Genomic DNA, 14366 nt, shown 5'->3' on the forward strand with positions numbered 1-14366 from the left:
AACACGTGAAATTCCGTCGGAATCTGGGAGGACCATCTCCCAAGGCTAAATACTCCCTAGTGATCGATAGTGAACCAGTACCGTGAGGGAAAGGTGAAAAGCACCCCGGAAGGGGAGTGAAAGAGATCCTGAAACCGTGTGCCTACAAATAGTCAGAGCCCGTTAATGGGTGATGGCGTGCCTTTTGTAGAATGAACCGGCGAGTTACGATCCCGTGCGAGGTTAAGTTGAAGAGACGGAGCCGCAGCGAAAGCGAGTCTGAATAGGGCGTTTAGTACGTGGTCGTAGACCCGAAACCAGGTGATCTACCCATGTCCAGGGTGAAGTTCAGGTAACACTGAATGGAGGCCCGAACCCACGCACGTTGAAAAGTGCGGGGATGAGGTGTGGGTAGCGGAGAAATTCCAATCGAACCTGGAGATAGCTGGTTCTCCCCGAAATAGCTTTAGGGCTAGCCTTAAGTGTAAGAGTCTTGGAGGTAGAGCACTGATTGAACTAGGGGTCCTCATCGGATTACCGAATTCAGTCAAACTCCGAATGCCAATGACTTATCCTTAGGAGTCAGACTGCGAGTGATAAGATCCGTAGTCAAGAGGGAAACAGCCCAGATCGCCAGCTAAGGTCCCAAAGTGTGTATTAAGTGGAAAAGGATGTGGAGTTGCTTAGACAACTAGGATGTTGGCTTAGAAGCAGCCACCATTTAAAGAGTGCGTAATAGCTCACTAGTCGAGTGACTCTGCGCCGAAAATGTACCGGGGCTAAATACACCACCGAAGCTGCGAATTGATACCAATGGTATCAGTGGTAGGGGAGCGTTCTAAGTGCAGTGAAGTCAGACCGGAAGGACTGGTGGAGCGCTTAGAAGTGAGAATGCCGGTATGAGTAGCGAAAGACGGGTGAGAATCCCGTCCACCGAATGCCTAAGGTTTCCTGAGGAAGGCTCGTCCGCTCAGGGTTAGTCAGGACCTAAGCCGAGGCCGACAGGCGTAGGCGATGGACAACAGGTTGATATTCCTGTACCACCTCTTTATCGTTTGAGCAATGGAGGGACGCAGAAGGATAGAAGAAGCGTGCGATTGGTTGTGCACGTCCAAGCAGTTAGGCTGATAAGTAGGCAAATCCGCTTATCGTGAAGGCTGAGCTGTGATGGGGAAGCTCCTTATGGAGCGAAGTCTTTGATTCCCCGCTGCCAAGAAAAGCTTCTAGCGAGATAAAAGGTGCCTGTACCGCAAACCGACACAGGTAGGCGAGGAGAGAATCCTAAGGTGTGCGAGAGAACTCTGGTTAAGGAACTCGGCAAAATGACCCCGTAACTTCGGGAGAAGGGGTGCTTTCTTAACGGAAAGCCGCAGTGAATAGGCCCAAGCGACTGTTTAGCAAAAACACAGGTCTCTGCGAAGCCGTAAGGCGAAGTATAGGGGCTGACACCTGCCCGGTGCTGGAAGGTTAAGGAGAGGGGTTAGCGTAAGCGAAGCTCTGAACTGAAGCCCCAGTAAACGGCGGCCGTAACTATAACGGTCCTAAGGTAGCGAAATTCCTTGTCGGGTAAGTTCCGACCCGCACGAAAGGTGTAACGATTTGGGCACTGTCTCAACCAGAGACTCGGTGAAATTATAGTACCTGTGAAGATGCAGGTTACCCGCGACAGGACGGAAAGACCCCGTGGAGCTTTACTGTAGCCTGATATTGAATTTTGGTACAGTTTGTACAGGATAGGCGGGAGCCATTGAAACCGGAGCGCTAGCTTCGGTGGAGGCGCTGGTGGGATACCGCCCTGACTGTATTGAAATTCTAACCTACGGGTCTTATCGACCCGGGAGACAGTGTCAGGTGGGCAGTTTGACTGGGGCGGTCGCCTCCTAAAGTGTAACGGAGGCGCCCAAAGGTTCCCTCAGAATGGTTGGAAATCATTCGTAGAGTGCAAAGGCATAAGGGAGCTTGACTGCGAGACCTACAAGTCGAGCAGGGACGAAAGTCGGGCTTAGTGATCCGGTGGTTCCGCATGGAAGGGCCATCGCTCAACGGATAAAAGCTACCCCGGGGATAACAGGCTTATCTCCCCCAAGAGTCCACATCGACGGGGAGGTTTGGCACCTCGATGTCGGCTCATCGCATCCTGGGGCTGTAGTCGGTCCCAAGGGTTGGGCTGTTCGCCCATTAAAGCGGTACGCGAGCTGGGTTCAGAACGTCGTGAGACAGTTCGGTCCCTATCCGTCGTGGGCGTAGGAAATTTGAGAGGAGCTGTCCTTAGTACGAGAGGACCGGGATGGACGCACCGCTGGTGTACCAGTTGTTCTGCCAAGGGCATAGCTGGGTAGCTATGTGCGGAAGGGATAAGTGCTGAAAGCATCTAAGCATGAAGCCCTCCTCAAGATGAGATTTCCCATAGCGTAAGCTAGTAAGATCCCTGAAAGATGATCAGGTTGATAGGTTCGAGGTGGAAGCATGGTGACATGTGGAGCTGACGAATACTAATAGATCGAGGACTTAACCATATAATATGTAGCAAATGTTATCTAGTTTTGAAGGAATATGCCTTCATAGTTTGGTGATGATGGCAGAGAGGTCACACCCGTTCCCATACCGAACACGGAAGTTAAGCTCTCTAGCGCCGATGGTAGTTGGGACCTTGTCCCTGTGAGAGTAGGACGTCGCCAAGCAACTAAAACACGAGTCAAATGACTCGTGTTTTTTCGTGTTTTATTTTATAATCCATAGTAATAAAAAAATGTGTTTAAAGTATTAATATTTTGATTAAATACAGGAGAATGTGGCTAGGATAGTGAATAAGCAAAAGAGTTGCAAATTTTATTAATACGTATATAATTAAAGTCAAAGATAGTCAAAGTCAATAAAGGTGGCGGATAAATGAGAAATATATCTGATATCATTGAGCAATATCTAAAGCAAGTTATTGACTTAAGCAATAATAATGTGATTGAAATTAAGAGAAATGAGATTGCGGATCGGTTCGAGTGCGTACCATCTCAAATCAATTATGTAATCAATACCCGTTTTACGTTAGAAAGAGGATTTGTAGTAGAAAGTAAACGTGGTGGAGGAGGTTACATTCGCATTATAAAAGTCAAACTGCATGACGATATAGACATTATTGATCAAATGCTTCATATGATTGATCATAGTGTTGCGCAAGGGAATGCAGAAAGCATGATTATACGTTTAATAGAAGAGGGAATCATAACAAATCGTGAAGCGAAACTGATGTTAAGCGTAATAGATCGTTCTGTATTATCAATGGATGTTCCTTCTCGAGATGAACTTAGGGCTCGAATATTATGCGCAATGTTAAGAACACTGAAATATAAATAAATATAGCTTTTGTAAAAGAATGATGACTAAGATAAAGCAATTAAATGTTGTAGAAGTTTTGAAAAAGAACATGCACTTTTATTTAAACGGATTCAGGAAAGCGAACAATCTAGTAATGTATGAAAAGTATCATGAGATAGAGCGTTCCTGTTGTAAAGGTGGGGATAGTGATGACTTGTCAAAACTGTAATATAAGACCAGCGACTTTACATTATACAAAAGTAATTAACGAGAAGAAGGCGGAAGTTCATCTTTGTGAGCAATGTGCAGAGCAAAGTGGCTATACGTCTTTCTTTCAATCATCGCAGTCTAACTTTTCATTTCATGATTTATTTGCTGGTTTATTACACGGTGAATCAACAATGTTTGAAGAAGGAAAAAATGGATTTTCAAATGCAAATATAGTAAGATGCCCAGATTGTAAGATGACATATGAACAATTTACAAAAGTGGGACGTTTTGGCTGTTCTTCTTGCTACGATACATTTAAGGAGCATTTAAAGCCACTATTAAAACGTCTTCATGGTGGGCATACAGATCATTGTGGAAAAATTCCGGAACGTATAGAAGGAAATATCCACTTAAAGAAAGAATTAGATGAACTAAAACTCATTCTGAAACAATGCGTACAGAAAGAGGAATTTGAGAAAGCTGCAGAGGTAAGAGATAAGATTCGAGGTCTTGAAATACATCTTAGTGAGCATAGAGAGGGGGAATAGTTCTATGTCACTGGACAAAATTATGAATGAAGCGATTAGTCCATGGATGAAGGGGGATGGCCCTGATTCTGATATTGTTTTAAGTAGTCGAATTCGTTTGGCTCGTAATTTTAAACAATATCAATTTTCTACTATGCAAAACGAAGAAGAAGCTAAACAGATTCATGAATTATTTAAAAAGAAATTTATAAATAAAGCAGTAGGGTCCTTTGGGGAGTTTGGACTATTAAAGATGAATGAATTAACCCCTCTTCAAAGGAGAGTTTTAGTCGAAAAGCATTTAATTAGTCCAAATCTTGCAGGGACAGAATATGGAGCATGTCTACTATCAGAAAGTGAACATATTAGTGTTATGCTTAATGAAGAAGACCATATTCGGATTCAGTGCCTATTTTCAGGATTACAGTTATCAGAGGCGCTTCAAAGCGCCAATCAAATAGATAATTGGATTGAGAAAGAAGTTGAATACGCTTTTGATGAATCACTTGGATATATTACAAGCTGTCCTACTAATGTTGGCACAGGGTTAAGAGCTTCTGTGATGATTCATTTACCGGGACTGGTTTTAACAAAAAGAATTAGCCGTATTATACAAGTAATTCAAAAATTAGGGTTAGTAGTAAGAGGAATATACGGTGAAGGTAGCGAAGCGTTAGGTAATATATTTCAAGTGTCAAATCAAATGACGCTAGGAAAGTCTGAAGAAGATATTATTGCAGATTTAAAAGGTGTCATTCAACAAATTATACAGCAAGAAAAAATGGCTAGAGAATTAATTGTACAAAATTCAAGTATTGAACTTGAAGATAAGGTTTATCGTTCTTACGGCATACTAGCAAACAGTCGTTTAATTCAATCTGCAGAAGCTGCTAATTGCTTATCAGATGTACGACTTGGTATTGATCTAGGATATATAAAAGGTATATCGAGAAATATTTTGACGGAGTTAATGGTTCTTACTCAACCGGGCATTTTACAACAATACGCGGGAGGACCTTTAGGGCCAGAAGAAAGAGATTATCGAAGATCAACCTTAATCCGTGAGCGATTACGTATTGAAAAAAACTAAGCGCAAGTAGGAGGCGATTTCTATGATGTTTGGAAGATTTACAGAAAGAGCACAGAAAGTATTAGCTTTATCTCAAGAGGAAGCAATTCGTATTGGGCATAATAATATTGGAACAGAACATATTTTACTTGGGCTTGTACGCGAAGGTGAAGGAATTGCAGCAAAAGCGTTAATTGCTCTTGGATTAAGTCCAGAGAAAGTTCAAAAAGAAGTAGAAGCGTTAATTGGGCGTGGAACAGAAGCTTCTCAAACTGTACATTATACACCTCGTGCTAAAAAGGTTATTGAATTATCTATGGATGAAGCGCGTAAGCTAGGCCATTCTTACGTTGGAACAGAACACATTTTACTCGGTTTAATCCGTGAAGGTGAAGGTGTAGCGGCACGTGTTTTAAATAATTTAGGTGTAAGTTTAAATAAAGCGAGACAACAAGTGTTACAACTTCTTGGAAGTAATGAAGCTAGTTCAGGTCATCAAGGTGGTTCAGCAACAAATGCAAATACACCGACACTTGACAGTTTAGCAAGGGACTTAACAGTTGTTGCACGTGAAAATCGCTTAGACCCTGTTATTGGACGTGGTAAAGAAATTCAACGTGTAATTGAGGTGTTAAGCCGTAGAACGAAAAACAACCCAGTATTAATCGGTGAGCCTGGTGTAGGTAAAACAGCAATTGCAGAAGGATTAGCACAGCAAATTGTAAATAATGAAGTTCCTGAAACTTTAAGAGATAAGCGTGTTATGACACTAGACATGGGTACAGTAGTAGCTGGAACGAAATATCGCGGTGAATTTGAAGACCGTTTAAAGAAAGTGATGGATGAAATTCGCCAAGCAGGCAATATTATTCTATTTATTGATGAGCTTCATACATTAATTGGTGCAGGTGGAGCAGAAGGTGCAATCGATGCATCGAATATTTTAAAACCATCTTTAGCACGAGGAGAGTTGCAATGTATTGGGGCGACAACTTTAGATGAGTATCGCAAATATATTGAAAAAGACGCGGCTTTAGAAAGACGTTTTCAACCAATTCATGTTGATGAGCCAAGTTTAGAAGAATCGATTCAAATCTTGAAAGGTTTACGTGACCGTTATGAGGCGCATCACCGTGTATCTATTACAGATGACGCTATTGATGCAGCAGTAAAACTTTCAGATCGTTATATTACAGATCGCTTTTTACCGGATAAAGCAATTGATTTAATTGATGAAGCTGCTTCAAAAGTTCGCTTACGTTCTTATACAACACCACCAAACTTAAAAGAGCTTGAAGTGAAGCTTGAGGAGATTCGAAAAGAAAAAGATGCGGCTGTACAAAGTCAAGAATTTGAAAAGGCTGCATCTTTACGTGATATGGAACAACGCTTACGAGAGAAGTTAGAAGATACAAAACGTCAATGGAAAGAGCAACAAGGAAAAGAAAATTCAGAGGTTACGGTAGAAGATATTGCAAATGTCGTTTCTACATGGACGCGTATCCCAGTTTCTAAACTTGCACAAACAGAGACTGATAAATTATTAAACTTAGAATCCATTCTTCATGATCGTTTAATTGGTCAAGATGAAGCGGTAGTAGCTGTAGCAAAAGCTGTTCGTCGTGCGAGAGCAGGATTAAAAGATCCGAAGCGCCCAATTGGTTCATTTATTTTCTTAGGGCCAACAGGTGTAGGTAAAACAGAACTTGCAAGAGCACTAGCAGAATCTATGTTCGGTGATGAAGATGCAATGATTCGCATCGATATGTCAGAGTACATGGAGAAGCATTCTACTTCCCGTTTAGTTGGTTCTCCTCCAGGATATGTTGGATATGAAGAAGGTGGACAATTAACAGAGAAAGTTCGTCGCAAGCCATATTCAGTTGTCTTATTAGATGAGGTAGAGAAAGCTCATCCGGATGTGTTTAATATTTTACTACAAGTATTAGAAGATGGTCGTTTAACCGATTCTAAAGGACGTACAGTAGATTTCCGTAATACAATTGTTATTATGACATCTAACGTTGGGGCAGATGCATTAAAACGTAATAAGTATCTTGGATTTAACGTACAAGATGAGAGCCGCGATTATTCGGATATGAAAGGTAAAGTAATGGATGAACTGAAAAAAGCATTTCGTCCAGAATTCTTAAACCGTATCGATGAAATTATCGTATTCCATATGCTTGAGAAAAAACATATTCAAGAAATTGTAACTCTTATGGTAAATCAGTTAGTGAATCGCTTAAAAGAACAAGAAATCGAATTGCAATTAACAGAAGGGGCAATTTCTGCTATTGCTGATAAAGGATTTGATCGTGAGTACGGTGCTCGTCCGCTTCGTAGGGCAATTCAGAAGCATGTAGAAGATAGACTATCTGAAGAACTTTTAAAAGGTGCTATTGAGAAAGGACAAAAAGTTATCTTTGATGTAGAAGGAGAATCATTTGTCATTCATAGTGCGGAAAAGGTAAAATAAGTATAGACAAACAAAGAGGGCTACGCGATAGCCCTCTTTCTTGTACGAGAAGGATAAACGTTTATAGACGAAAGTGAAGTGAACTATAAAAAGGTATGGCTAAAAAGAAAACGAAATTTATATGTCAAGAATGTGGTTATCAGTCACCGAAATATATGGGTAAATGTCCCGGATGTGGTCAATGGAATACACTTGTTGAAGAGATGGAACCAGTTGTATCATCAAGGCGCCTTAATTACGCGAATGCAATTCAAACGGAAGTAACAAAACCAAGACGTCTTACTGAAGTAGAAACAAAGTCTGAGGCACGTATTGAAACGGAATTTCAAGAGTTTAACCGTGTGCTTGGTGGCGGAATTGTAGATGGGTCCTTAGTACTTATTGGTGGAGACCCTGGGATTGGAAAATCAACATTACTATTACAGATTTCATCGCAATTAGCAGATTCTTCATATGATGTATTATACATATCGGGTGAGGAGTCGGCAAAGCAGATTAAACTTCGTGCAGATCGTTTGCATGTAAAGGGTAGCAATCTATTTGTTGTAGCAGAGACAGACTTGCAGCGTATTGCAGCACATATTGAAGAAATGAATCCAGCTTTTGTTGTTATTGATTCTATTCAAACGATACATTTACCTGAAGTGACGTCAGCGCCAGGAAGTGTGGCACAAGTACGTGAATGTACAGCGGAATTAATGAAACTTGCAAAAACAAAAGGAATCCCTATTTTCATCGTCGGGCATGTGACAAAAGAAGGAGCAATTGCAGGACCTCGTATGTTAGAACATATGGTCGATGCAGTTCTCTACTTTGAGGGAGATCGACACCATACGTATCGTATTTTACGAGCTGTGAAGAACCGTTTTGGTTCCACGAATGAAATGGGTATCTTTGAAATGAAAGAGCTTGGTCTTGCGGAAGTTTTAAATCCTTCTGAAATCTTCCTTGAGGAAAGGCCGGTTGGTGTTGCAGGGTCAACAGTAGTTGCTTCAATGGAAGGAACAAGACCGGTTTTAGTAGAAATACAAGCTTTAATCTCCCCTACTAGTTTTGGAAATCCTCGAAGAATGGCGACGGGAATTGATCATAACCGTGTTTCGCTTATTATGGCAGTATTAGAAAAAAGAACAGGCTTACTATTGCAAAATCAAGATGCATATTTAAAAGTAGCTGGTGGTTTGAAATTAGATGAACCGGCAATTGATTTAGCAGTGGCTTTAAGTATAGCCTCAAGTTTTAGGGATAAATCTACGGCACCAACCGATGCAGTAATAGGAGAAGTAGGATTAACTGGAGAAATAAGAAGAGTATCAAGAATCGAACAACGTGTACAAGAAGCGGCTAAATTAGGATTTCAACGTGTTATTATTCCTAGAAAAAACTTAGGAGGATGGACAATTCCAGATGGGATTGAGGTTGTAGGTGTTTCTAATTTAGGAGAAGCGCTTCGTTTGACATTAGGAGGCTAGGCTATGGAAGAAAATAAGCAACGTGTCAAAAGTATGATTAATATTTTACAGCTCGTGGCCCCAGGGACACCACTGCGCGAAGGGATAGATAATGTACTTCGCGCACAAACAGGGGGACTAATTGTTCTTGGATATAATGAGCAGATTAAAAGTATTGTTGATGGCGGTTTTCACATTAATTGTGCATTCTCTCCTGCTAGTTTATATGAATTAGCAAAAATGGACGGGGCACTTATTTTAAATGAAACGGGAAGTAAAATTTTAATAGCAAATGCACAGTTAGTTCCAGAGGCATCTATTGATTCTATTGAAACAGGCATGCGTCACCGAACAGCAGAACGTGTAGCGAAGCAGACTGGTAGCCTTGTTGTAGCTATTTCACAAAGACGTAACGTAATTACGCTATATCAAGGGAACTTACGTTATACACTAAAAGATATAGGGGTTATTTTAACAAAGGCAAATCAGGCTATTCAAACGTTAGAAAAATATAAGGCTGTATGGAATGATGGTATTACGAATTTGGGCATTCTAGAATTTGAAGAGGTCGTTACAATGTCCGAGGTCGTTCACGTTTTACATAGTGTTGAAATGGTACTGCGTATTAAAAATGAAATATTGAGCTATATTCATGAGCTAGGAACAGAAGGTAGGTTAATCCGTTTACAACTTACAGAACTACTAGCTGATTTAGAGGCAGAGGCAGCATTATTAATCAAAGATTATCACCAAGAAAAAACACAAGACCATCATCAAATTTTGAAAAAGTTGCAGGACCTTGCAAATACACAACTTTTAGAGGATAGTGATTTAGTAAAATTACTTGGCTACCCAGGGCAAACGAGTTTAGAAGAAAGTGTGACGCCAAGGGGATATCGAATCACAAGCAAAATCTCTCGTGTTCCGCCACTTATCATTGAAAATTTAATTAATCGATTCAAAACGTTGCAAGGTGTTTGTCGCGCGACTATTCATGAATTGGATGATGTGGAAGGAATTGGAGAAGTAAGGGCGAAGAAAATACGAGAAGGCTTAAAAAGAATTCAAGAGCATCTCTATATGAGTAGACACAATTAAGAATATTACATTGATTCCATAATATAACGACACTAGAACATTTTTGGTATATGATATGATATATTGGTAAATAAAACTATTTATAAAAAAACACGTCCGCTTTTGCATTCGGCGTTTTGATTAGCGAAACAATGGTTAATAATGAGTAGGAGGTGGTTGGATGTTAAAACGGATCGTACAGCTCTTCTTTCTAGTAATTGGGGGAGCGTTAGGGATTTACTTAATCCCAAAAGTTATTAATGTATTAGACATCGGTGCTGTTCCTTTATTGGAAGGATCGTATGTTCGTGCAATTATTGGTGCAATTATTTTATTTTTAACAACATTTTGGCTTGTAGATTATATTGTTCAACTTATTAAGCATATTGAAGAGGCTCTTGTAAAGGCGCCTGTAGCAGATGTTTTATTTGGTACATTAGGTTTAATCTCTGGTCTCATTGTTGCATATTTAATTTTAATACCAATTCGTGAATTTACAATTCCGGTTATTAGCACAGTATTGCAAGTGTTCTTTACTCTTTTACTTGGATATTTAGGATTCCAAGTAGGATTTAAAAAGAGGAATGAATTGCTAGGATTATTTACATTACCCCAACGCGGAGGTAAGAAGAAAAACAATAGTGAGAACGAAGAGATAGAGGTAGAAAAATCTACGGCTCATTGGAAAATTCTCGATACGAGTGTAATTATTGATGGACGTATTGCTGATATTTGCCAAACGAAGTTTTTAGAAGGAACAATTGTAATTCCACAATTCGTATTAGAAGAGCTTCAGCATATTGCCGACTCCTCCGATGCTTTAAAGCGTAATCGTGGTCGCAGAGGACTAGACATTTTAAATCGTATTCAAAAAGAGATGCCGATTCCGGTAGAAATTTATGAAGGCGATTTCGAGGATATCCAAGAGGTGGATAGCAAACTTGTAAAGTTAGCTAAAATCACCGGTGGAACTGTAGTAACAAATGATTTTAACTTAAATAAAGTTTCTGAATTACAAGGAGTAACGGTGTTAAACATTAATGATTTAGCTAATGCAATTAAACCAGTTGTACTCCCTGGCGAAGAATTAAGTGTTTATGTTGTGAAAGATGGTAAAGAGCAAAACCAAGGTGTTGCGTACTTAGATGATGGTACGATGATTGTAGTAGAAGATGGTAGAGAGTATGTAGGTTCGCAACTTAATGTACTAGTTACTAGCGTATTACAAACATCGGCTGGTCGTATGATTTTCGCAAAACGTAAATTATTAGAAAAAGCATTATAGGTAGAGGATTATTAATATGTATACATTAATTATTCCGGCAGCCGGTCAAGGAAAGCGGATGGGTGCTGGCAAAAATAAGTTGTTCTTACTTATAAATGAAGTACCGATTATCGTGCATACATTACGTGCTTTTGAAAGAGATAAGGCGTGCAAAAGTATTGTTATGGCAATTAACGAAGAGGAACGCCCGTATTTTGAAGAATTAATGCAGAAGTATCCGATTGAAAAACAGGTGCAATTTATTCAAGGTGGGGCTGAAAGACAAGATAGTGTATATAACGCGATTCAGCATGCAAGTGATGTGGAATACGTTCTTGTGCATGACGGAGCGCGCCCATTCGTAACGAATAAAGTGATTCAAGATGTATTAACAGCAGCAGAAAAATATGGGGCTTCCATTTGTGCAGTGCCAGTAAAGGATACAGTGAAGAAAGTAGAGCAAGGTGTTGTTGTCGAAACGGTAGAACGATCTCAGCTTAAGGCTGTACAAACACCGCAAGGGTTCTCTGTTTCGCTTTTGTTAGAAGCTCATAGAAGTGCAAAACAGAGCTGTTTTCTTGGTACAGATGATGCAAGTCTCGTAGAACGCATTGGTAAGCAAGTAGGTGTAGTAGAGGGGAGTTACTATAATATTAAAGTGACGACTCCAGAGGATTTACTAATTGCTGAAAGTTTCCTTCATGTTCAGAAAAAATAGCCGTGATGGTGTATAACAAAGGAAAGCTCGGCAATAGCCGGGCTTTTCTTTGTAAGGATATCGATATAATATAGAGTCATAAAGCTCAGTGGTTTAGCTCAAGGAGGATGTAAAGAATGTTTCGAATTGGACAAGGTTTTGATGTACATGAATTTGCGGAAGGTAGACCGTTAATTATTGGCGGAATTACAATTCCTCATGAGAAGGGATTAATCGGTCACTCAGATGCGGATGTATTGTTACATACGATTGCTGACGCATGTCTAGGAGCAATTGCAGCAGGAGATATTGGAAAGCATTTTCCTGATACTGATCCTGCCTTTAAAGATGCAGATTCAGCTATATTACTACAAAGGGTTTGGGAATTTGTACGCGAACAAGGTTACGAGCTAGGAAATCTAGATTGTACAATTATTGCTCAAAAGCCAAAAATGGCACCGCATATTGAAAGTATGCGTAAACGTATTAGTGAACTGTTAGAAACGTCTATAGATAACATTAATGTAAAGGCAACAACAACAGAAAAATTAGGATTTACAGGTAGAGAAGAAGGAATTGCTTCTCAAGCAGTGGTATTATTACAGAAAAAATAATGGTTTTTAATTCGTAAGATGGATAATCACATTTTTTTGTTGTACAATTATAGAATGTGTTGACATTAAGAATGGAAGGTGTACCAATTATGGAAAAGCAAGTGAGAGTGCGCTATGCGCCAAGTCCAACAGGACACTTACATATCGGAAATGCGCGTACGGCATTATTTAATTATTTATTTGCTCGTCATCAAGATGGTAAGTTTATTATTCGTATTGAAGATACTGATGTAAAACGTAATGTTGCAGGTGGAGAAGAAAGCCAATTAAAATACTTGAAATGGCTCGGTATGGACTGGGATGAAGGTGTTGATGTTGGTGGTGAATTCGGACCATATCGTCAAACAGAGCGTTTAGATATTTATAAAAAATTATATCTAGATTTATTAGAGCGTGGTTTAGCTTACAAATGTTATATGACAGAAGAAGAGCTGGAAGCAGAGCGTGAAGGACAAATTTCTCGTGGTGAAACACCTCGTTATGCAGGTAACCATCGTGATTTAACTGAAGAACAAATGAAAGAATTTGAAGCTGAGGGACGTATTCCAAGTATTCGTTTCCGTGTACCAGCTGATCGTGATTACACATTCAAAGACATCGTAAAAGATGAAGTCGCATTCCATTCAAATGATTTCGGTGATTTTGTTATCGTGAAAAAAGATGGAATTCCAACTTATAACTTTGCGGTAGCAGTAGATGATCACTTAATGGAGATTACACATGTGCTTCGTGGCGATGATCATATTTCAAATACGCCAAAACAAATGATGATATATGAAGCTTTCGGTTGGGACATCCCACAATTCGGTCATATGACCCTAATTGTTAACGAAAGCCGTAAAAAGTTAAGTAAACGTGATGAATCTATTATTCAATTTATTGAGCAATATAAAGAGCTAGGATATCTTCCAGAAGCAATCTTTAACTTTATTGCACTACTAGGTTGGTCGCCGGTAGGAGAAGAAGAAATCTTCTCTAAAGATGAGTTCATCAAAATGTTCGATGCAGCTCGTTTATCAAAATCACCTGCATTATTTGATTCTCAAAAATTAAAATGGATGAACAACCAGTATATGAAAAAGCAAGATTTAGATACGGTTGTAGAGTTAAGTTTACCGCATTTAGTGAAAGCTGGACGTGTGGGCGAAACTTTAAGTGAACAAGAACAAGCTTGGATTCGTGATGTAATTGCTTTATATCATGACCAAATGAGTTTCGGAGCTGAAATCGTAGAGCTTTCTGAAATGTTCTTTAAAGATCATGTTGATTATGAAGAAGAAGGGCAAGAAGTGTTAAATGGTGAACAGGTACCTGAAGTACTTCGTGCATTTGCTGGTCAAATAGAAGTTCTAGAAGCGATGGAGCCTGCAGCGATTAAGGCAGCTATTAAAGCAGTTCAAAAGGAAACAGGGCATAAAGGTAAAAACTTATTTATGCCAATCCGTGTTGCTACTACTGGTCAAACACATGGTCCAGAGCTTCCTAATGCGATTGCACTTCTTGGGAAAGAAAAAGTTTTAAATCGTCTTCAAAAAGTAATTGGTTAACATTTTCTAGGTTTAGAAATATAATAAGTATACTTAAAATCTAATAAGGAAAAGCGACGAGAAGGAGAAGTAGAAAATCAGGCTTTTTACAGAGAGAACCACCTTTAGGCTGGAAGTGGTTTATAAGCGGATTTTTGAAA

At 39.6% G+C, this 14366-nt stretch carries 10 protein-coding genes, 2 rRNA genes and 1 other annotated feature (2 of these 13 only partly in view); all 12 genes read left to right on the plus strand.

From position 1 onward, the window contains the following. Positions 1-2495, plus strand: a 23S ribosomal RNA gene (locus tag F0362_RS00510) (it extends 427 nt beyond the left edge of the window). A 49-nt stretch (positions 2496-2544) separates the two neighbouring features. Then, positions 2545-2660: ribosomal RNA gene (rrf, locus tag F0362_RS00515) — 5S ribosomal RNA — on the plus strand. A 208-nt stretch (positions 2661-2868) separates the two neighbouring features. Continuing rightward, positions 2869-3330 carry a transcriptional regulator CtsR gene (ctsR, locus tag F0362_RS00520; RefSeq protein WP_001244560.1) on the plus strand — a complete coding sequence of 154 codons (462 nt, stop codon included), beginning with the start codon at positions 2869-2871 and terminating at the stop codon, positions 3328-3330. A gap of 170 nt (positions 3331-3500) precedes the next feature. Next, a complete protein-coding gene (locus tag F0362_RS00525) occupies positions 3501-4049 on the plus strand; it encodes a protein-arginine kinase activator protein McsA (RefSeq protein WP_000128388.1) in 549 nt (182 codons plus the stop codon). Positions 4050-4053: 4 nt separating this feature from the next. Continuing rightward, positions 4054-5118 carry a protein-arginine kinase McsB gene (locus F0362_RS00530; protein ID WP_000050835.1) on the plus strand — a complete coding sequence of 355 codons (1065 nt, stop codon included), beginning with the start codon at positions 4054-4056 and terminating at the stop codon, positions 5116-5118. A 22-nt stretch (positions 5119-5140) separates the two neighbouring features. Beyond that, the gene (clpC, locus tag F0362_RS00535) at positions 5141-7576 is read left to right on the plus strand and encodes an ATP-dependent protease ATP-binding subunit ClpC (RefSeq protein ID WP_000971171.1); all 2436 of its coding nucleotides are present in this window, start codon (positions 5141-5143) and stop codon (positions 7574-7576) included. Positions 7577-7671: 95 nt separating this feature from the next. Then, positions 7672-9048, plus strand: a complete 1377-nt coding sequence (radA, locus tag F0362_RS00540; protein WP_001085199.1) for a DNA repair protein RadA — start codon at positions 7672-7674, stop codon at positions 9046-9048. 3 nt (positions 9049-9051) lie between these two features. Continuing rightward, complete coding sequence (disA, locus tag F0362_RS00545; protein WP_000392164.1) at positions 9052-10125, plus strand: DNA integrity scanning diadenylate cyclase DisA; 1074 nt, start codon at positions 9052-9054, stop codon at positions 10123-10125. A gap of 160 nt (positions 10126-10285) precedes the next feature. Next, positions 10286-11389: a PIN/TRAM domain-containing protein gene (locus tag F0362_RS00550; protein ID WP_000919680.1), complete on the plus strand. Its 1104-nt coding sequence runs from the start codon at positions 10286-10288 to the stop codon at positions 11387-11389. A gap of 16 nt (positions 11390-11405) precedes the next feature. After that, positions 11406-12086, plus strand: a complete 681-nt coding sequence (ispD, locus tag F0362_RS00555; RefSeq protein ID WP_000288308.1) for a 2-C-methyl-D-erythritol 4-phosphate cytidylyltransferase — start codon at positions 11406-11408, stop codon at positions 12084-12086. 116 nt (positions 12087-12202) lie between these two features. Next, positions 12203-12679 (plus strand): 2-C-methyl-D-erythritol 2,4-cyclodiphosphate synthase, encoded by a 477-nt coding sequence (gene ispF / locus F0362_RS00560; protein WP_080326879.1) that lies wholly within the window; start codon positions 12203-12205, stop codon positions 12677-12679. A gap of 89 nt (positions 12680-12768) precedes the next feature. Continuing rightward, positions 12769-14226: a glutamate--tRNA ligase gene (gene gltX / locus F0362_RS00565; RefSeq protein ID WP_000415161.1), complete on the plus strand. Its 1458-nt coding sequence runs from the start codon at positions 12769-12771 to the stop codon at positions 14224-14226. A gap of 47 nt (positions 14227-14273) precedes the next feature. Then, positions 14274-14366: a binding site (T-box leader), on the plus strand (it continues 156 nt past the right edge of the window).

The sequence above is a fragment of the Bacillus sp. BS98 genome (assembly GCF_008432245.1).
Classification (GTDB): Bacteria; Bacillota; Bacilli; order Bacillales; family Bacillaceae_G; genus Bacillus_A; species Bacillus_A toyonensis.